At 68.0% G+C, this 17,336-nt stretch carries 19 protein-coding genes and 1 pseudogene; 17 read left to right on the top strand and 3 right to left on the bottom strand.

Annotated elements, in window-relative coordinates:
- Positions 1-119: 119 nt before the first annotated feature.
- The 5 genes from AC6RIC_RS19135 to chrA all read left to right on the top strand — a co-directional run bounded on the left by AC6RIC_RS19135 (position 120) and on the right by chrA (position 5,033).
- Positions 120-1,502 carry a M20/M25/M40 family metallo-hydrolase gene (locus tag AC6RIC_RS19135; RefSeq protein WP_499733514.1) on the top strand — a complete coding sequence of 461 codons (1,383 nt, stop codon included), beginning with the start codon at positions 120-122 and terminating at the stop codon, positions 1,500-1,502.
- A complete protein-coding gene (locus tag AC6RIC_RS19130; RefSeq protein WP_499733513.1) occupies positions 1,499-2,080 on the top strand; it encodes an LOG family protein in 582 nt (193 codons plus the stop codon). The genes AC6RIC_RS19135 and AC6RIC_RS19130 overlap by 4 nt, the downstream gene beginning before the upstream one ends.
- A gap of 157 nt (positions 2,081-2,237) precedes the next feature.
- Positions 2,238-2,639, top strand: a complete 402-nt coding sequence (locus AC6RIC_RS19125) for a hypothetical protein (protein WP_454657679.1) — start codon at positions 2,238-2,240, stop codon at positions 2,637-2,639.
- A complete protein-coding gene (locus tag AC6RIC_RS19120) occupies positions 2,617-3,768 on the top strand; it encodes a DNA-packaging protein (RefSeq protein WP_499733512.1) in 1,152 nt (383 codons plus the stop codon). The genes AC6RIC_RS19125 and AC6RIC_RS19120 overlap by 23 nt, the downstream gene beginning before the upstream one ends.
- 26 nt (positions 3,769-3,794) lie before the next feature.
- Entirely contained in the window at positions 3,795-5,033 is a 1,239-nt protein-coding gene (chrA, locus tag AC6RIC_RS19115) for a chromate efflux transporter (RefSeq protein WP_499736629.1), read from the top strand.
- Positions 5,034-5,356: 323 nt separating this feature from the next.
- Here chrA and arsB read toward each other — a convergent pair whose 3' ends face one another.
- Positions 5,357-6,382: an ACR3 family arsenite efflux transporter gene (arsB, locus tag AC6RIC_RS19110; protein WP_499736628.1), complete on the bottom strand. Its 1,026-nt coding sequence runs from the start codon at positions 6,380-6,382 to the stop codon at positions 5,357-5,359.
- Here arsB and AC6RIC_RS19105 point away from each other — a divergent pair.
- Positions 6,356-6,523 (top strand): annotated as a pseudogene (locus tag AC6RIC_RS19105) (phage major capsid protein); the annotation flags it as partial. The gene arsB and the pseudogene AC6RIC_RS19105 sit on opposite strands and share 27 nt — an antisense overlap.
- Before the next feature lie 131 nt (positions 6,524-6,654).
- On the opposite strand, the gene AC6RIC_RS19100 reads toward AC6RIC_RS19105, so the two are convergent.
- Complete coding sequence (locus AC6RIC_RS19100) at positions 6,655-7,500, bottom strand: S1 family peptidase (protein ID WP_499733511.1); 846 nt, start codon at positions 7,498-7,500, stop codon at positions 6,655-6,657.
- A gap of 63 nt (positions 7,501-7,563) precedes the next feature.
- Complete coding sequence (locus AC6RIC_RS19095) at positions 7,564-8,340, bottom strand: S1 family peptidase (RefSeq protein ID WP_499733510.1); 777 nt, start codon at positions 8,338-8,340, stop codon at positions 7,564-7,566.
- 114 nt (positions 8,341-8,454) lie between these two features.
- Here AC6RIC_RS19095 and AC6RIC_RS19090 point away from each other — a divergent pair, with 114 nt between their 5' ends.
- From AC6RIC_RS19090 to AC6RIC_RS19040, 11 genes are read left to right on the top strand one after another with little or no spacing between them, the layout of a single operon-like run.
- Positions 8,455-9,024, top strand: a complete 570-nt coding sequence (locus AC6RIC_RS19090) for a head-tail connector protein (RefSeq protein ID WP_499733509.1) — start codon at positions 8,455-8,457, stop codon at positions 9,022-9,024.
- Entirely contained in the window at positions 9,025-9,360 is a 336-nt protein-coding gene (locus tag AC6RIC_RS19085; RefSeq protein WP_499733508.1) for a phage head closure protein, read from the top strand. It abuts the gene before it with no gap.
- On the top strand, positions 9,357-9,767 hold the full coding sequence (locus tag AC6RIC_RS19080; RefSeq protein WP_499733507.1) for a DUF3168 domain-containing protein: 411 nt from the start codon (positions 9,357-9,359) through the stop codon (positions 9,765-9,767). The genes AC6RIC_RS19085 and AC6RIC_RS19080 overlap by 4 nt, the downstream gene beginning before the upstream one ends.
- A gap of 19 nt (positions 9,768-9,786) precedes the next feature.
- Positions 9,787-10,197 (top strand): phage major tail protein, TP901-1 family, encoded by a 411-nt coding sequence (locus AC6RIC_RS19075; protein WP_499733506.1) that lies wholly within the window; start codon positions 9,787-9,789, stop codon positions 10,195-10,197.
- Positions 10,198-10,207: 10 nt separating this feature from the next.
- Positions 10,208-10,552, top strand: a complete 345-nt coding sequence (locus tag AC6RIC_RS19070) for a gene transfer agent family protein (protein ID WP_499733505.1) — start codon at positions 10,208-10,210, stop codon at positions 10,550-10,552.
- A gap of 32 nt (positions 10,553-10,584) precedes the next feature.
- A complete protein-coding gene (locus tag AC6RIC_RS19065; protein ID WP_499733504.1) occupies positions 10,585-10,749 on the top strand; it encodes a phage tail assembly chaperone in 165 nt (54 codons plus the stop codon).
- 36 nt (positions 10,750-10,785) lie between these two features.
- Positions 10,786-11,382, top strand: coding sequence for a phage tail tape measure protein (locus AC6RIC_RS19060; protein WP_454657665.1), 597 nt, complete (start codon positions 10,786-10,788; stop codon positions 11,380-11,382).
- Between the two features lie 11 nt (positions 11,383-11,393).
- Entirely contained in the window at positions 11,394-12,032 is a 639-nt protein-coding gene (locus tag AC6RIC_RS19055; protein WP_499733503.1) for a phage distal tail protein, Rcc01695 family, read from the top strand.
- A gap of 9 nt (positions 12,033-12,041) precedes the next feature.
- Positions 12,042-12,923, top strand: coding sequence for a phage/gene transfer agent baseplate hub protein (locus AC6RIC_RS19050; RefSeq protein WP_499733502.1), 882 nt, complete (start codon positions 12,042-12,044; stop codon positions 12,921-12,923).
- On the top strand, positions 12,920-13,351 hold the full coding sequence (locus AC6RIC_RS19045) for an NlpC/P60 family protein (protein ID WP_499733501.1): 432 nt from the start codon (positions 12,920-12,922) through the stop codon (positions 13,349-13,351). Before AC6RIC_RS19050 ends, AC6RIC_RS19045 begins: the two co-directional genes overlap by 4 nt.
- Complete coding sequence (locus tag AC6RIC_RS19040; RefSeq protein ID WP_499733500.1) at positions 13,351-17,274, top strand: baseplate multidomain protein megatron; 3,924 nt, start codon at positions 13,351-13,353, stop codon at positions 17,272-17,274. Before AC6RIC_RS19045 ends, AC6RIC_RS19040 begins: the two co-directional genes overlap by 1 nt.
- Positions 17,275-17,336: the final 62 nt, after the last annotated feature.

Raw genomic sequence — 17,336 nt, 5'->3', positions numbered from 1 at the left:
CGATTGGCAACTAGAGGTGACTGAGAGGAGCGAGCCTGCCCGTCATGCGCGAATAGGAGCTGACGCCCGCACCTGGGCTTGCCATGATGACGTCATCTGAATCGCATCCGATGGCTGCCATGACCAAGCTTCCCGCCATTCTCGCCCGTCTCGACGATGGGCTCGACGCATCGCTCGATCGCCTCTCAACCTGGCTCGAAATCCCCTCGATCGGCACCGATCCGGCCTACAATGCACAGACCCGCGCTGCCGCCGAATGGCTGCGGGCCGATCTGGAAACGCTCGGCTTCAAGGCGGAACTGCGCGAGACCGGCGGGCACCCCGTCGTCCTCGCCCATCGCCCCAAGCCCGGCGCGCCGCATGCGCTGTTCTACGGCCATTACGACGTCCAGCCGGTCGATCCCGTCAGCCTCTGGGACACCGATCCGTTCAAGCCAGTGGTCCGCGAGCTGGAGCCCGGTCGCAAGATCATCTCGGCGCGGGGTGCCTGCGACGACAAGGGCCAGGTGATGACCTTCATCGAGGCCGTGCGCGCGACGCTGGCCGAGACCGGCGACCTGCCGATCGGCCTGACCATCCTCGTCGAGGGCGAGGAGGAATCCGGCTCCGTCAACCTGCCCGGCTATATCAAGGCCAATGCCGCCGAGCTGAAGGCGGACTATGCGCTGGTCTGCGACACCGGCATGTGGGACCGCGAGACGCCGCTGATCACCTCGACCCTGCGCGGTATGGTCTATCAGGAGGTGACGCTGACGGCCGCCGACCGCGACCTGCATTCCGGCCTTTTCGGTGGCGCGGCGGCCAACCCGATCCATCTCCTCGCGCGCATCCTCGGCGAGATCCATGACGAGACCGGCCGCATCACCATTCCCGGTTTCTACGAGGGCGTGCACGAGCCGACCAACGCCCAGAAGGCGGAATGGGCCGATCTCAACCTGACGGAGAAGGAATTCCTCGGGCAGATCGGTCTGAAGCATTCCATCGGCGAAAAGGGCCGGATGCTGATCGAGCAGATTCAGTCGCGCCCGACCTGCGACGTCAACGGCATCTGGGGCGGCTATACCGGCGAGGGCAGCAAGACGGTCATTCCAGGCCAAGCCTCGGCCAAGGTCTCGTTCCGCCTCGTCGGCGACCAGGACCCGGCCAAGATCGCAGCCGCCTTCCATCAGTTCATCCGCGAGCGCCTGCCCGACGATGTGACCGCCGAATTCATCAGCCATTCCGGCTCGCCTGCGCTCGCCGTGCCGGTGGATTCTCCGGTGCTCCAGAAGGCGCGCGTCGCGCTCGCCGATGAATGGGGCGGCCGTGTCGTCTCGATCGGCAGCGGCGGCTCGATCCCCGTCGGTGGCGATTTCAAGCGTACCCTCGGCATCGACACGCTCTTCGTCGGCTTCGGCCTCGACGACGACCGGGTCCATTCGCCCAACGAGAAATACGACCTGTCCTCCTTCCACAAGGGCCAGCGCTCCTGGGCCCGCATCTTGCAAGCTCTCGGTTCATGAAATCCGTCTGTGTCTTCTGCGGCTCCAATCCCGGCAATGACCCCGTCTATGCAGCGGGCGCCCGCGCCATGGGAGCCGAGGTCGCCCGGCGCGGCCTGACGCTGGTCTATGGCGGCGGTGCGGTCGGCCTGATGGGCATCGTCGCCAATGCGGCGATGGAGGCCGGCGGGCAGGTGCACGGCGTCATTCCCCAGGCGCTGAAGGACAAGGAAGTCGGCCATGTCGGGCTGACCCGGCTCGAGGTCGTCGACACCATGCACACCCGTAAGGCGCGCATGGCCGAGCTCTCGGACGGCTTCATCGCCATGCCCGGCGGGATCGGCACCTTCGAGGAATTGTTCGAGATCTGGACCTGGGGCCAGCTTGGCATCCACGCCAAGCCGCTCGGCCTGCTCAATGTCGCCGGATTCTACGATCCGCTCGCGACCTTCCTCGACCGCACCGTCGAGGCCGGTTTCCTGAAGCAGAGCCACCGGGCGATGGCAATGACCGATACCGAGCCGGCGACCTTGCTCGATCGGATGCAGAACTATGTCCCGGCCGCGACCTACAAGTGGATCGAGAAGGAGCAGGCCTGATTTTCGGTCTGCCACCCCTCAGGATTGTAGGAATTTTATCCTTGACATCGTGGCGCTGATCCGGTAGAGATCAGGAACGCTCACGAAATCTGCCCGAACGAAGCCGCCGCGCTCTCCAGCCGGCGGCTTTCTCGTGCCTGTCATCGGGAAGGACGCGATGGCCGAAGAGAACGAGATGACGTCGCAACCGGCTGCCGAGCCCAAGTCGAAACGGAAGGCGGTCTCACGCAAGGCGGTGGTGGGGCAGCTCTGGCGCGCTGCCAAACGCCAGATCGATACCCATGAGGAGCACCTCGCCGACCTGCCGAAAGGCGCGACCGCGAGCGAGGCCGACGCCAAGGCGCTCGCCGTGCTCGCCCGCACCGTGCGCGAGCTGGTCGCGATCGAGGAGCCCCCGGCAGCAAGGAAGGACAAGCGCTCGGATGACCCTTCCGCTGCCGACGATCTGCGACATGTCGCACTGCTCCGTCAGGATCTTGCTCGACGTCTTGAGGCCCTTGCCGCTCAGGACGCGGGTGAGGATTCTCAAGAAGCTGATGCCGACGGCGACGGCGGATGACGTCGAGCTCATTCGCAGCACCTGGGAGATCTGGGCACGCCCCGATCAATTGCCGCCAGAGCCGCTGAAGCCGATCTGGCTGGTCCTGGGCGGACGCGGCGCCGGCAAGACCCGCACCGGCGCCGAATGGGTCAAGGGCATGGCGCTGGGCCATCCGCCCTTCACGGATCTGCCAACGGAACGGATCGCCCTCGTCGGAGAAACCCAAGCGCAGGTTCGCGACGTGATGATCGAGGGCGTCTCCGGGTTGCTCTCGATCCATAACCGCTGGGAGCGGCCGATCTGGCAGCCTTCGCTGCGCCGGCTGCAATGGACGAACGGCGCGATCGCGCAGGTCTTCACCGCCGAAGACCCGGAAGGGTTGCGTGGTCCGCAATTCGGCGCCGCCTGGTCCGACGAACTGGCGAAATGGCCGAACCTTGGGGAGTGCTGGGATATGCTGCAATTCGGCCTGCGCCTTGGCGACCATCCCCGCCAGGTCGTGACAACGACGCCGCGTCCGCTGCCCTTGGTGAAGCGCCTGCTGGTCGAGCCGCATGTCGCGGTGAGCCGGGCGCGCACGCAGGACAACCGCTACAACCTCGCCGCCGAGTTCGTCCGTACTGTCACGCAGACCTATGGCGGGACGCGGCTCGGCCGGCAGGAACTCGACGGCGAGATCGTCGAGGAGAGCCCGGACGCGCTCTGGACACGAGCCATGATCGAGGCTGCCCGCGAGCGCGAGAAACCGGCGTTCGCCCGGATCGCGGTCGCGGTCGATCCGCCCGCCACCTCGTCGCAGCGGGCCGACCGTTGCGGCCTCATCGTCGCCGGCGTCGACCATGACGGCATCGGCCATGTGCTGGAGGACGCGACATTGGCCGGCGCGCGGCCGCAGGAATGGGCGGAGAGGGCGGTCGCGCTCTATCGTCGCCATGAAGCGGACGCGCTGGTGGTCGAGGTCAACCAGGGCGGCGAGATGGTCGAGAGCGTCATCAGCCTCTTCGGCTTGAACTCGGGAGCCGCGCTGGCGACGGTTGTAGGGGTGCTGGTCGAGGTGCCCGTGATGCTGTCGGTCGTGCGGATCGTGAAGTCGTCACGTGGATGGTATGAGGGAGAGACTATCTCTGCTTCGACGAAACAGGCGTGATGCCTTCCTACGACCGCGAGCGACTTATGAACGCCCCTAACTTGGCACGCCCTGAGCCCTCCTCACCTGAAACAATCCGCCCGGCCGGAACGCCCGTTGAAGTCCTCCGCGTCTTTTTGAAGCTCGGCCTAACCTCCTTTGGCGGCCCTGTGGCCCACCTCGGCTACTTCAGGAACGAACTCGTCGTGAAGCGGAAATGGCTAGACGAAGCTGCCTATGCCGACCTTGTGGCTCTCTGCCAGTTTCTGCCCGGCCCGGCCTCCAGCCAAGTGGGCTATGCCTTGGGGCTCCTTAGAGCCGGCCCGATAGGCGCCTTGGCGGCATGGTGCGCCTTCACCTTGCCTTCCGCCCTCCTTCTTGTGCTCTTCGCATCGGGCGTTTCCGCGTTCAGCAGTCCGCTCGGTGCGGGACTGATCCACGGTCTCAAGCTGGTGGCGGTCGCAGTCGTGGCTCAGGCCGTGTGGGGTATGGCGCGTTCGCTAACCCCGGATCGGCCGAGGGCCGGCATCGCCCTTGCTGCAATCCTTGTCGTGGTCTTTGCTGCCGGGTCAGTTGGCCAGATCGCAGCCATCGCCATGGGTGCCATAGCCGGCCTATGGCTTTGCCGCGACGGAAAACCCGGTCAAGGATTCCACGGTGCCTTCAGGGTCTCGAAGTCCGCCGGTATAGTGGCGCTGGTCATTTTCTTCCTGTTGCTGGCGGGCTTGCCCCTCGCCACGATGGCAACGGGCTCTCATAGTGTCGGGCTTTTCGACGCCTTCTTTCGCGCGGGTGCGCTCGTCTTTGGCGGTGGCCACGTAGTCCTCCCACTGCTCGAAACCGCCGTAGTCAAGCCGGGTTGGATCACACCAGATGGCTTCCTTGCAGGCTACGGCGTAGCTCAGGCCGTACCGGGACCCCTTTTCACCTTCGCCGCTTATCTCGGGGCAGCCATGCAGCCTCAACCCAACGGGCTGATCGGCGCCGCCATCTGCTTGGTTGCCATCTTCCTTCCGGGGCTCCTGCTGGTCACATCGGCTCTTCCCTTCTGGAGCGCATTCCGAGCCCGACCGGCAGCACAGGCAGCAATGCGGGGGGCGAATGCATCAGTGGTCGGCATTCTCGGCGCCGCCCTCTACAGCCCGGTTTGGACCAGCGCCGTGGTGAACCCGAGAGATTTCGCTGTGGCGGCGGTAGCCTTCGCCCTGCTGACGGTGTGGCAGGTTTCTCCGTGGATTGTGGTCGTGTTGACGGCGGCCAGCGGCGTCGGCCTTGCGCTGCTCTGACCCATACTGAACTCCTCCCATACACGGGCGCCACCAGATGGCTCGACGCCGGCTCTAAAGGTGCAGTCACTGCACTTTTCCTATGCGAGGCGTTCGGCCGCACCGCTCAGGCTTGCGGCGCGTCGCGCTGACTTTTATTTCCGCTCCTGTCTGTCGGGGGACGGACGCAACTAATCGGAACATCGAATGGCCGGCCTATGCCGTGCTCCGGGGTGCGGCAAGTCCGCAACCCGCTACGGGCACTTCTGCACGACCCACAAAAGCCGCTGGAGACGCCATGGAGACGTCGGGCAGGTCGGCATCACCAAGGAGGTCCTGAAGCCCTACACGGACCTCGTCAGGGCCAGAATCGAGAAGAACGCAGGCAACCCCACATGGACCACCTGCGATGACCGCTGGCAGGCTGTAGTGGCCCACGCGAGGGGCATCATAGGGGACGCCGACAGGGGCGTCGCAGGGAGCCGCAACGAGCGGATGGCCGCCGCCACTGACAACTCGAAGAAGTTGCTCGCGCCGATCAGTGCGGCTGGAGCAGCCACGCACCACGCCACCCCGAGCTTCCGGCTCAGCCAGTAGGCCAGCCCCGCATTTAGGTAGACCTGAATGATGATGGGAACCGCGAGGAGGCCGATGACCACCGGCTGGGCCAGGATTTGTTCTCCCTGAAACCCGAAGAGCAGCACGAGGGTGGCCAGTAGGGCTGCGAGGGAGGCCGGCTGGAGGATGCCTAGTGTCCGCTGAAGTGCGCCCGCGCCCAAGGCCGCTAGGGCCCTTCTCCAGACCTGAGCGACCACGACGGGGACGACGATATAGAGGGCGACCGACAGCAGTAACGTCGACCACGGCACGGTGATGGAGGCGACCCCGAGCAGCAGACCCACCAGCGGGGCGAACAGGACGACCATCAGGAGGTCGTTCAGGGCGACTTGGCTGAGCGTGAAGTGGGGCTCCCCCTCGCACAAGTTCGACCAGACGAAGACCATGGCCGTGCAGGGCGCCGCCGCGAGCAGGATCAGGCCCGCGATGTAGCTCTGGATTTGATCGGCGGGCAGCATTGGCGCGAATAGGTGGCCGATGAAGAACGCCCCCAGCAACGCCATGGAGAAGGGCTTCACGGCCCAGTTAACGAAGAGGGTGACCCCCACGCCACGCCAGTGCCTCCGAACCTCCCCGAGGGCGCCGAAGTCGATCTTGAGCAGCATCGGCACGATCATCAGCCAGATCAGCACCGCGACCAGCAGGTTGACGTTGGCGACTTCGAGACCCGCCACGGCCGCGAAGGCGGAGGGGAATGCATGGCCGAGGCCGACACCGACGACGATGCACAGGGCGACTTCCGGCGCGGCTATCTCGTCGTCGACCGGGCCGGCGTCCGCATCCTGCGCGATCCCTATTCCGCCAAGCCCTATGTGTTGTTCTACACGACCAAGCGCGTCGGCGGCGGCGTGCAGGATTTCGCGGCGATCAAGGGGCTGAAGTTCGCGGTCTGAGCCGTTGGCCGCGCGGTCTCCGTCATGGTCGGGCTTGTCCCGACCATCTACGTGTTCGCTGGTCGAAGGTCGCGTTCAAGACGTGGATGCTCGCCACAAGGGCGAGCATGACGGCCCGGTCCGCGGAACAATCAGCGCGAAAACCACCAACTGAAGGCGGCGCGTGGTTCGGCAGCCTGCTCCGGCGGCGCTTCGCTGCCGAGCGCACGTAGCCGCGCAGTGCCTTCGGTGATCCAGCCGCGATAATCGCTGACCGGGGTGATCGCGGTGAAGCCGCCGCAGATCCGGCGCGCCTGCGTTTTCAGCGGCCCGCTGGACCAGCTGACGATGCCGACGAGGTCGCGCGATCGGGTCCCGTTGCCGCGCAGCACCGGCCCGCCGGAATCGCCGCGGCAGGCGCCGGCTCCCGGCGTCTCGCCGCGGTTCTCGGCGTCGACCGCGACCTTGACGGTGTTCTGCGTAGTGTAGTTGCCAGCATTGACCAGCTGCGTCTCGCGCAGGCGTCGGGCTGTGCGCTTGTTGTTCTCCGCCGACAGCCCGTAGCCGGCCATGGTGATGGTCTCGCCCTGCCAGAGCCCGCTGCCGAGTGTCAAAGGCTCGATGTCACGCGGCAGCGGCTGCGCCAGGCGCAGCAGGGCGAGGTCGGTGCCGGGCTGGGTGCGGGGCGTCGTCCCCGGCACGAAGCTCGGATGCGGCAGGACCGCGACCACCATCTGGCGGCGGGCCCGGAAGCGGGTGTCCAGACTGACGACGCTGATCGAGCCGCCGCCCATCAGGCAATGCGCCGCGGTGAGCACGATCTCGGGCGCGATCACCGCTCCCGTGCAGAGTTCGCCGCGGCTCGTCTCGACGCGGACGGTCGAGGCGCGGGCGCCGAGCGCATCGCGCGAATCGACGCCGCCGACCACGGCGAGCGCCGGCTGAGCGGCACTGACGGCCAGAAAGCAGGCAAGAGCGAGTGACGAGCGCGAGATCATGAAACGAACCAATGGACCGATCGATCAATCTAGGCTGTGGCGCGGCACAGTCCAGCCCCTCCGTCAGCGGCCGCGCGTCCAGCGGGCGCTTTGGCCCCATTTCGACAGGGTGGAATCGATCCAGCCGCGCTGCGGCGCGACCAGAACGCCCTGGCTGAGCAGTCCGCATTGGCGCCCGGAGGGGCCGGTCGACCAGCTCGTGACCGCGACGATGCCGTCATTGCCGAAGATCGGCCCGCCGGAATCGCCCTGGCAGGCGCCGGCGCCCGGTCGCTTGCCGCCACCGGCGTCGTCGGCTGCCCAGAGCAGGATGCGGCCGGGGCCATAAGGCTCGACGGTGGTCAGTGCCGCCGAACGATAGGTGCCCGTGCTGCGAGCTTCGCCCTCGCGGGAGACGCCGTAGCCGGCGAGCGTGACGCTGCTGCCGGCGCGCGGCAGCGAGCCGTCGACGAGCCCGGCCGCGCTGAACCGGCCGGGCAGGGGCTCCGCCAGGCGGACCAGCGCGAGGTCGATCGTGCGGCGGCGGCTGCGGATCGCGCCGGCATCGAATTCCGGATGCATCGCGACCGCTGACGGCACGACGAGGACGGGCTCTCCGCCCTCCCGCCAGTGAACCCGGAGTTCGGTGCCGCCGGCAGCGCAATGGGCGGCGGTCAGGATGGCGCGTGCCGACAGGACGATGCCGGTGCAGACCCCGCCGCGGGCGTTGAGCACCATCAGCGTCGAGCTGGCAGCAGGTCCGCCCTCCTGCCCGGCCACGACGGCCCGCGCCGGCAGGCTCCCGAAGCTTCCGAAAGCGCAGGCGAGGCCGATGGCGGCGATTCCGTTGGCGATGTGCATCGGGAGCTCCTCTCCGAGAGGGCGCTCAATAGCGCGCCCGGCGCCGCAGATGAACCCTTTCGACTGCGGCTTCGCGGTCGAGCCCATGAAATCCAACGAATGAAGGGAGCGCCTATGACGCCGCTCGCCCTGGGCCCGCCGGTGATGGAGCCGGTGACGCTCACTGAAGCTCGCCAGTTCCTGCGCCTCGATCAGACCGATGAGGACAGTTTACTTGCCACTCTGATCACGGCCGCAAGACTGATGATCGAGGCCGCGTCGGGTCGCTGCCTGATCGAGCAGCCCTGGCGCATGGTGCTCGATCGCTGGCCGGCGGGCGGCGAGATTCGCCTGCCGCTCTCGCCGCTGCTGCGGATCGAGGCCGCGCGCGTCTATGACGTATTGGGTTCGGCTCAGGCCGTCGCGGTCGCCTCCCTGACCCTGGACAAGGCTGCCGATCCGCCGGTCATCCGCCTGACGGGCGAGGTGCCGGAGATCGGCCGCGCCCATGGCGCGATCGAGATCGATATCGCCGTTGGCTTCGGGGCAACGGCTGCGGCCGTGCCGGCGCCGCTGCGGCAGGCCGTGCTGCGCCTCGCCGCCCGCTGGTTCGAGCAGCGCGGCGACGTCGCCGGGCGCGACGCACAGGCGTTGCCGCTCGCCATTGCCGCGCTGGTCGCGCCGTTTCGCCGTGGGAGGCTCTGAATGGCGCAGGAACCTTCCGCCATCGGCCGGATGCGGCGCCGGCTCGTGCTGGAGGGGCCGGTGGCCGCGCCGGACGGGCTGGGCGGCGCGACGCAGGTGTTCGAGACCGTCGCTGCGCTCTGGGCTCAGATCGAGTGGATATCCGGCACCGAGGCCTGGCGTCAGGGCCGGCCGGAGCAGTCGCGCAACTATCGCATCACCATGCGCTGGCGCGGCGATGTCGATGCGGGCAGGCGCCTGCGCGACGGCGATCGCCTGTTCGACATCCGCTCCGCCGCAGATCCCGATGGCGCACGCCGCCGGCTGATCTGTTTGGTCGAGGAGGTGACGCCATGAGCGATGCCATCCTGGCCCTTCGTGCCGCCGTACAGGCGCGCCTCGTCGCGAATGCAGCTTTGACCACGCTGATTGGCCCCGACCGCATCTTCGATGAGGCGCCACGCGCGGCGCGCGGGATCTATGTCGTTCATGGCGAGGTCGAGGCGCGCGACTGGTCGACCGGCAGCGACCGGGGCTGCGAGCAGGAGTTCGCGCTCGTCGTCTGGGCCGCGCAAAGCGGCTCGTCGCGCCAGGCGCTGGAAGCCGCCGGCCTGATCGTCACAGCGCTCGATCAGGTCGGCCTCACTCTGGACGGGCACGCGCTCATCAATCTGCGTTGGCTGTCGAGCCGGCTCGCCCGCGAGACCCGCAACGGGTTGCCTCAGGTGACGATCCGCTTCCGCGCCGCCATCGAAACGCTCTAGCTGACAAAGGAGAAGCCGCATGGCGGCACAGAAGGGCAAGGACCTGCTGCTCAAGGCGGGGGATGGTGCCGGCGGCTTCGTCACGGTCGCCGGCCTAAGGGCGCGGCAGATCGCGTTCAACGCCGAGACCGTCGACGTGACGCATTCGGAATCGGCCGGGCGCTGGCGCGAATTGCTGGCGGGAGCCGGCGTGCGCCGCGCCAACATCAGCGGCGCCGGCATCTTCAAGGACGAGGCGTCGGATGCACTCGTCCGCCAGACGTTTTTCGACGGGACGATCCGCGACTGGCAGATCGTCGTCCCCGATTTCGGCACGATCTCGGGGCCGTTCCAGCTCACGGGCCTGGAATATCGCGGCGACCATGCCGGAGAGGTCACCTTCGACCTGTCGCTGGAATCCGCCGGGCTTCTGGCCTTCGCGGCGCTCTGAGGGGACAGCCATGGTCAATCATCATCGCGGCGAGACCGCGCTCATGGTCGCCGGTGAAACCTTGCCGATGCGCCTGACGCTCGGCGCGCTTGCTGAGCTCGAACACGCCTTCGCCGTCGACAGCCTCCCCGCGCTGGGCGAACGCTTCGTCGACGGCAGGCTCTCCGCCCGCGACATCATCCGCATCATCGCTGCCGGCCTGCGCGGAGCGGGCCAGGCGATCCGCGACGAGGATGTCGCGGAGCTCTCCTTCGATGGCGGCCTGAATGGTGCCATCAAGGCGGCGATCGCACTGCTCGAGGCGACCTTCGGCGAGGGTGGTGACGCAGCCCGCCCTCCGCAGCCGTCGGCGTAGGCGCGCCGGCGGGTTTTCCCTGGGACGAGGTGATGGCCTTCGGGCTCGGCCGGCTGGCCTGGCCGCCCGATCGCTTCTGGGCGGCGACGCCGCGCGAGATCGCAGCGGCGTTACGGGCTCATCAGGACCGTTCCCGAGGCTCCGCGCCGGAACGTCCGGCGCTCGCTGCTCTGATGGCTGTTTTCCCCGATGCCTGAGGCGGCAATTCCAACCAATCTATCGAGGAGATGGCCATGACGGATGACGATGGTTTGGAGTCGGGAGGACGCCTCTCGGACCTCAAGACGATGGACCGGCTGACCCAGTCACTGAGCCGCTCTTCGGAAAGCTTCGGCAAGTCGATCGTCGGCGCCTTCTCGCGCGGCGTGGTCGAGGGCAAGCGCTTCGAGGACGTGCTGCGCAGCGTCGGCCGCTCGATGACCGACAGCCTGCTCAAGACGGCGCTGAAACCGCTGCAGACCGGTCTGTCGAGCCTGCTCGGGAGCAGCATCAAGGGTCTGACCGGCCTGTTCGGAGGCATCGGCTTCGGAGGCTCTGGCGGCAGCATTCCGGTCGCGCCCTTCGCCGAAGGCGGCATCGTCGCCTCGCCGTCCTATTTCCCGACCGGGCGGGGGCTCGGCTTGATGGGTGAGCGCGGCGCCGAGGCGATCATGCCGCTCGCCCGCGGTCCCGACGGGCGCCTCGGCGTGCGCGCCGGCAGCGGACAGAGCCGGCCGCTCAATGTCGTCGTGCAGGTCTCGACCCCCGATGCCGACAGCTTCCGTCGCTCGGAGGCACAGGTCTCCGCGGCGATCGCCCGCGCGGTCGCGCGTGGGCGGCGCGCTCTTTGAGGGAGGGGCGGATGCCGGATTTCCATGAGGTTCGCTTCCCGCTCGATGTCGCACGCGGCGCGCGCGGCGGGCCGGAGCGCCAGACCCAGATCGTGACGCTCGCCTCCGGGCGGGAGGTGCGCAACAGCCGCTGGGCGCATTCGCGCCGCCGCTACGATGCCGGGCTCGGCATCCGCAATCTCGATGCGCTGGCAGCGGTGGTGAGCTTCTTCGAGGAGCGTCGCGGCCGGCTCTATGGCTTTCGCTGGCATGACCAGCTTGACTGGAAGAGCTGCCGGCCCTCGCAGCAGCCGGCTGCGACCGACCAGGTCATCGGGGTCGGCGATGGCGTCGCGACCGGCTTCCAACTCTGCAAGGCCTATGGGACGGGTGCGTCCGCCTATAGCCGCGAGATCATCAAGCCCTGCGCCGGCACGGTCCGGGTCGCCATGGATGGCGTCGAGCTGGCTGGTGGTGCCTTCTCCTGCAACCTGTCGACCGGGCAGGTCTCCTTCGCCGCCGGATCGATCCCGCCGCCGGCCGCCGTCCTGACTGCCGGCTTCGCCTTCGACGTGCCTGTCCGCTTCGACACCGATGCGATCGAGGTCGATCTCTCCGCCTTCGCGGCCGGCGAGATCCCGCGCGTCCCCGTGATCGAGATCATTCCGTGAGGTCTGCCCATGCGCGACATTCCATCCGGTCTCGCCGCCCATATCGCGGCGACTGCGACCACGCTTTGCCATTGCTGGAGCCTGACGCGCCGTGACGGACTCGTGCTCGGCTTTACCGACCATGATCGCAAGCTGTCCTTCGACGGCGTCGACTTCGCCGCGACCGCCGGGCTGGAAGCGGCGGAAAGCGCGGCGGAGCTGGGCTTCGCCATTGGAGGTGGCGAGGTTGCCGGCGCCTTCGCCGCCCTCGGCCTGAACGAGGCCGATCTGGCGCGCGGGCTCTATGACGATGCGCGCGTGCGCGTCTGGCTGCTCAATTGGGCCGATCCTGGTCAGCGGATTTTGCTGGAGGAGGGTTTCGTCGGCGAGATCAAGCGCGGGGAAGCAAGCTTCACCGCCGAGATCCGCAGCTTTGCCAAGGCCTTCGACGAGGAGCGCGGCCGGCTCTACATGCGCTCGTGTTCGGCCGATCTCGGCGACGCGCGTTGTGGACTCGCGCTTGTCGCGGCGGAAGCGGAGGTCGTTGAGAGCGACGGCCGCCTCTCGCTCTCGGCCGAGGGCATGGCATCTTATGCGGATGGCCATTTTACCGGCGGTCGGCTCCTCTTTACCAGCGGTGCCAACGCAGGCTTCGCCACCGAGGTGAAGCGGCACGGCCGCGAGGGCGCGCAGGCACTGTTCCAGCTCTGGCAGGCGCCGGCTGCGCCGATCGCCCTGGGCGACGGATTCAGGGTCACGCCGGGTTGCGACAAGAGCTTCGCGACCTGTCGCGCCAAATTCGGCAACGGCGTCAATTTCCGCGGCTTCCCGCATATGCCGACGACGGACTTCATCATCGGCGGCGTCCGCCCCGGCGACGGCGGGCTCGATGGCGGGAGCCTGTTCCGATGAGGCGCGACGAGATCGTCGACGCTGCGCGGCTCTGGCTGGGCACGCCCTATCATCATCAGGCCTCGCTGCGCGGCGTCGGCTGCGATTGCCTCGGGCTGGTGCGCGGCGTCTGGCGCGACCTTTGCGGCGACGAGCCGGAAACGCCGCCACCCTATTCGCCGAGCTGGGCCGAAAGCCTGCGGCAGGAGACGTTGGCGCTGGCTGCCGAGCGCCACCTGCAGCCGCACACTCTTTCGGACGTGCGGCCGGGTGACGTGCTGCTCTTCCGCTGGCGCGAGCATCTGCCAGCCAAGCATTGCGCGATTCTCGCAGGCCCGGACCGCATCATCCATGCCCATGACGGCGCGGCCGTCGCCGAGGTCGCCTTCACGCCCTGGTGGCGGCGCCATCTCAGCCACGCCTTTTCCTTCCCCGGAGTGACCGACTGATGGCGACGCTTCTTCTCCAGGTTGCCGGCGCTGCCCTTGGGTCGGCCCTTGGCGGGCCGGTCGGCGGCGTCATCGGCCAGGCCTTGGGTGGGCTTGCCGGCGCCAGCATCGATCAGGCCTGGCTCGGCGGCGCCGGTGGCGGGAACAAGATCGTCGAAGGCCCGCGCCTCAAGGAGGTCAATGGCCTCGCCGCGACGGAGGGGGCGGCGATCCCCCGCCTCTACGGCCGGGCGCGGCTGGGCGGCCAATTGATCTGGGCGACGCGCTTCGAGGAGGAGGTCAGGGTCTCGATCACGCGTACCAAGGGCGGCGGCAAGGGCGGCAGCCGTGCGAAGAAGACCTTCGAGACGACCTATAGCTACCATGCCAATCTCGCGATCGGCCTGTGCGAAGGGCCGATCGCCTTCATCCGGCGCATCTGGGTCGATGGGCGCGAGCTCGATGTCCAGACCGTGCAGATGCGCGTGCATCACGGCTACGAGACGCAGGAGCCCGATCCGCTGATCACGGCGAAGGAGGCAGGCGAGGCCCCGGCCTATCGCGGGCTTGCCTATGTCGTGTTCGAGCGCTTTCCGCTGGCCGACTACGGCAACCGCGTGCCGCAATTCGATTTTGAGGTCGTGCGCGCCGTCGACGGGCTGGGTGGTATGATCCGCGCGGTGGCGCTGACGCCGGGTGCGGGCGAGTTCGTCTATGATACCCGCCCGGTCAGCCACGAGCCCGAGCCCGGCGTCACTGAAAGCCTGACGCGACACCAGCTGTATAGCGGCAACGATGCCGATACGGCGCTGCGCTATCTCACGGCGCTCTGCCCCAATCTGCGCCGCGTGTCGCTGGTCGTGTCCTGGTTCGGCGACGATCTGCGTGTCGGGTCTTGCAGTGTCACTCCCCGCGTCGAGATCCCGCACAAGCCGACGGTCGGAGCGCAATGGTCGGTGGTGGGGCTGTCACGGTCCTCCGCCCGTGCCGTCAGCCAGGTTGGTGGCCGGCCGGCTTTCGGCGGCACGCCCTCGGACGAGAGTGTCATCGCGTTGATCCGGCGCCTGCGCTTCGATTACGGGCTGGAGGTCGTGCTCTACCCCTTCCTGATGATGGACATCCCGGCCGGAAGCGCGTTGCCGGATCCCTATTCCGGCGCCGCCAGCCAGCCGCGCTATCCCTGGCGCGGCCGCATCACCTGCGATCCCGCGCCGGGTCGGCCGGGCAGCCCGGAAGGCAGCGCTGCGGTTGCGGCACAGGTCGCATCCTTCGTCGGCACCGTTGCACCGGCCGATATGGCGCTAGCGGGCTCCAGCGTCGCCTGCGCCAAGCCGGACGAGTGGTCCTATCGCCGGCTCGTCATGCATTGCGCGGTGCTGGCGCAGGCAGCCGGCGGCGTCGACGGCTTCGTGGTCGGTTCCGAGATGGTCGGGCTGACGCATCTGCGTGGCGCATCCGGCTATCCGATGGTCGACCAGCTCGTTGCCATCGCGCAGGACGTCAAGTCCATGCTGCCGGGCGCCACGCTGACCTATGCCGCCGACTGGACCGAGTATGGCGCGGATGTCCGCGGCGATGGCGACAGTGTCGATTTTCCGCTCGATCCGCTCTGGGCTTCTCCCGCCATCGGCGCGATCGGCATCGATTTCTATCCGCCGCTCTCGGACTGGCGCGATTCCGGCAGCCATGCCGATGCCGCGATCGCGCGCGGCCCGGCCGATCTCGCTTATCTGCGCCAGCGCCTCACCGCCGGCGAAGCTTATGACTGGCACTACGCCGACGAGGCCGGCCGGGCCGCGCAGACGCGCCTGCCGATCACCGATGGCGCCTATGGCAAGCCCTGGATCTTTCGGCCCAAGGATCTTCGGGGCTGGTGGAGCCAGGCTCATATCCGCCGCGTGGGCGGCGTCGAGACGACCGCGACTCCGTTCGTGCCGGGCGGAAAGCCGATCTGGCTGACCGAGATCGGCGTGCCTGCGGTCGACAAGGGCGCCAACGCACCCAACATGTTCCCCGATCCCAAATCGGACGAGGGCGGCTATCCGCCGTTTTCGAGCGGCGCGCGCGACGATCTCGTGCAGGCGCGCGCCCTCGAGGCGATCATTTCGGGCTTCGATCCGGCGCGGGTCGGGTTCGACCCCGCACGCAATCCGGTCCATCCGGTCAGCGGTATCCGCATGGTCGATCCCAACCGGATTTTCGTCTGGACCTGGGATATGCGGCCGTTCCCCGCCTTTCCGGATCTCTCCGGCATCTGGGCCGATGGGGCGAATTTCGAAACCGGCCATTGGCTGAATGGGCGTCTGGAAGGCACGCCGGTCGACCGGCTCGTCGCGAAGCTTCTGGCCGATTTCGGCCTGCCGCTTGCGGATCGGGTCACCGTCGATGGCTTCGTCGACGGCTATGTGCTGGATCGGCCGCTTTCGGCGCGGCAGGCGCTGGAGCCGCTGGCCCAGAGCTTCGGTTTCGACGCGATCATGAGCGCTGGGGCTCTGCGCTTCGAGGGCAGGGGCGGCAAGGTCGCTCGCCTGCTTGGACCCGACGATCTCGTCCCAGACCGCGATGGCGAGCCGTTCACGCTCCGCCGCAGCCAGGAGACCGAACTGCCGCTCGAACTGCGCCTCGGCTTCAGCGACAGCGAGGCTGATTACCGAAGCGCCGCCGCACGCTCGCGCCGGTTGGCGGGAGCGGCTCGTCGCGAGGTCGCGGTCGAAACCGCGATCGTGACCCGCTCCGCTGAAGGGCGGCGCCTGGCGGACCAGCGACTGCAGGAAGCCTGGGCCGGGCGCGAAACCCTCGAATGCGAGTTGTCTCCACGCTGCATCGCGCTCGAGCCCGGCGATGTCCTGTCCGTTCCGGCCGAGGCCGGCACCCGCCTGTTCCGCGTCACGCGTATCGCAGACGGCACGACACGACGTGTCAGCGCCCGCGCCGTCGAACCGGCGATCTATGTGGCGGTTGGAGCGAGCGGCGGGACGCGGCCGCCGCGACTGCCGCCCGCTCTGCCCGGCCGCCCGCTGGCGGTGCCGCTGGCCCTGCCGATCGTCACCGTGCAACCGCCGCCTCTGCTGTCGCTCGCTGCTTTCGCCGCGCCCTGGCCGGGTGGCCTTGCGATATGGAGCGCTGACGAGGCCGGGCAGTTTGCGCTGGATGGCTTCGTCGAGGCGCCTTCGATCGTTGGCGAGACCTTGACGGCACTGCCGCCGGGGCCGTTCTGGCGGACGGATCGGCACGCTGTGCTGGAGGTCAGGCTGCGCGGCGGCGTGCTGTCTTCCGTTTCGCCGGAGGCAGCGTTGGCCGGCGCGAATGCGCTCGCTCTGGTGGGAGCGGACGGCATCGTCGAAATCGCCACGGCTTCGCAGGTCGAACTGATCGGACCACAGCGCTTCCGCTTGTCCAGCCTGATTCGTGGAATCGGCGGCAGCGAGAGTGCGGCGGCGCGCACTCTTCCGGCCGGTTCTCGCGTCGTCGTGCTGGATGGTGCCGCCGTCGCTTTGACGAGCGATCTGGCCCATCTCGGCCGGACGCAGCGCTATCGCATCGGCCCGGCCCGCGACGATGTCGGCGATGCCACGATGGTGGAATTCGTGGCCCCGATCGCCGGGGAGGCGCTTGTCCCGCTATCGCCCGTCCGGCCGAAGGCGATCAGGACCGGGGCCGGTATCGACATCGACTGGCTAAGGCGGACGCGAATCGATGGCGATTCCTGGGACCTGGTGGAGGTGCCACTCGGAGAAGAGGGAGAGCGTTACGTCCTCGCTGTCCTCGACGGCGAGACGCCGCTTCGTACCGAAATCGTGAACGCACCGGCATGGACCTATCCGGCTGCGCAGGAGCTCGCCGATTTCGGTGCGCCGCAGCAGGAAATCGGACTCTCGCTCCGGCAGCTCAGCGCCACGGTCGGCCGCGGCCGCGAATGGCGTGGACGGATTTCGGTGCGTTGATCTACTGTGAGTTGTGAACGAGGCGATGCATTCATGGCGCATTCAGGCGGATGGGACTAGCC

This window comes from Allobosea sp. TBD101, from assembly GCF_059817965.1.
The sequence above is the reverse complement of the archived record's forward strand: the minus strand, read 5'-3'. Positions and strand labels throughout refer to the sequence as shown.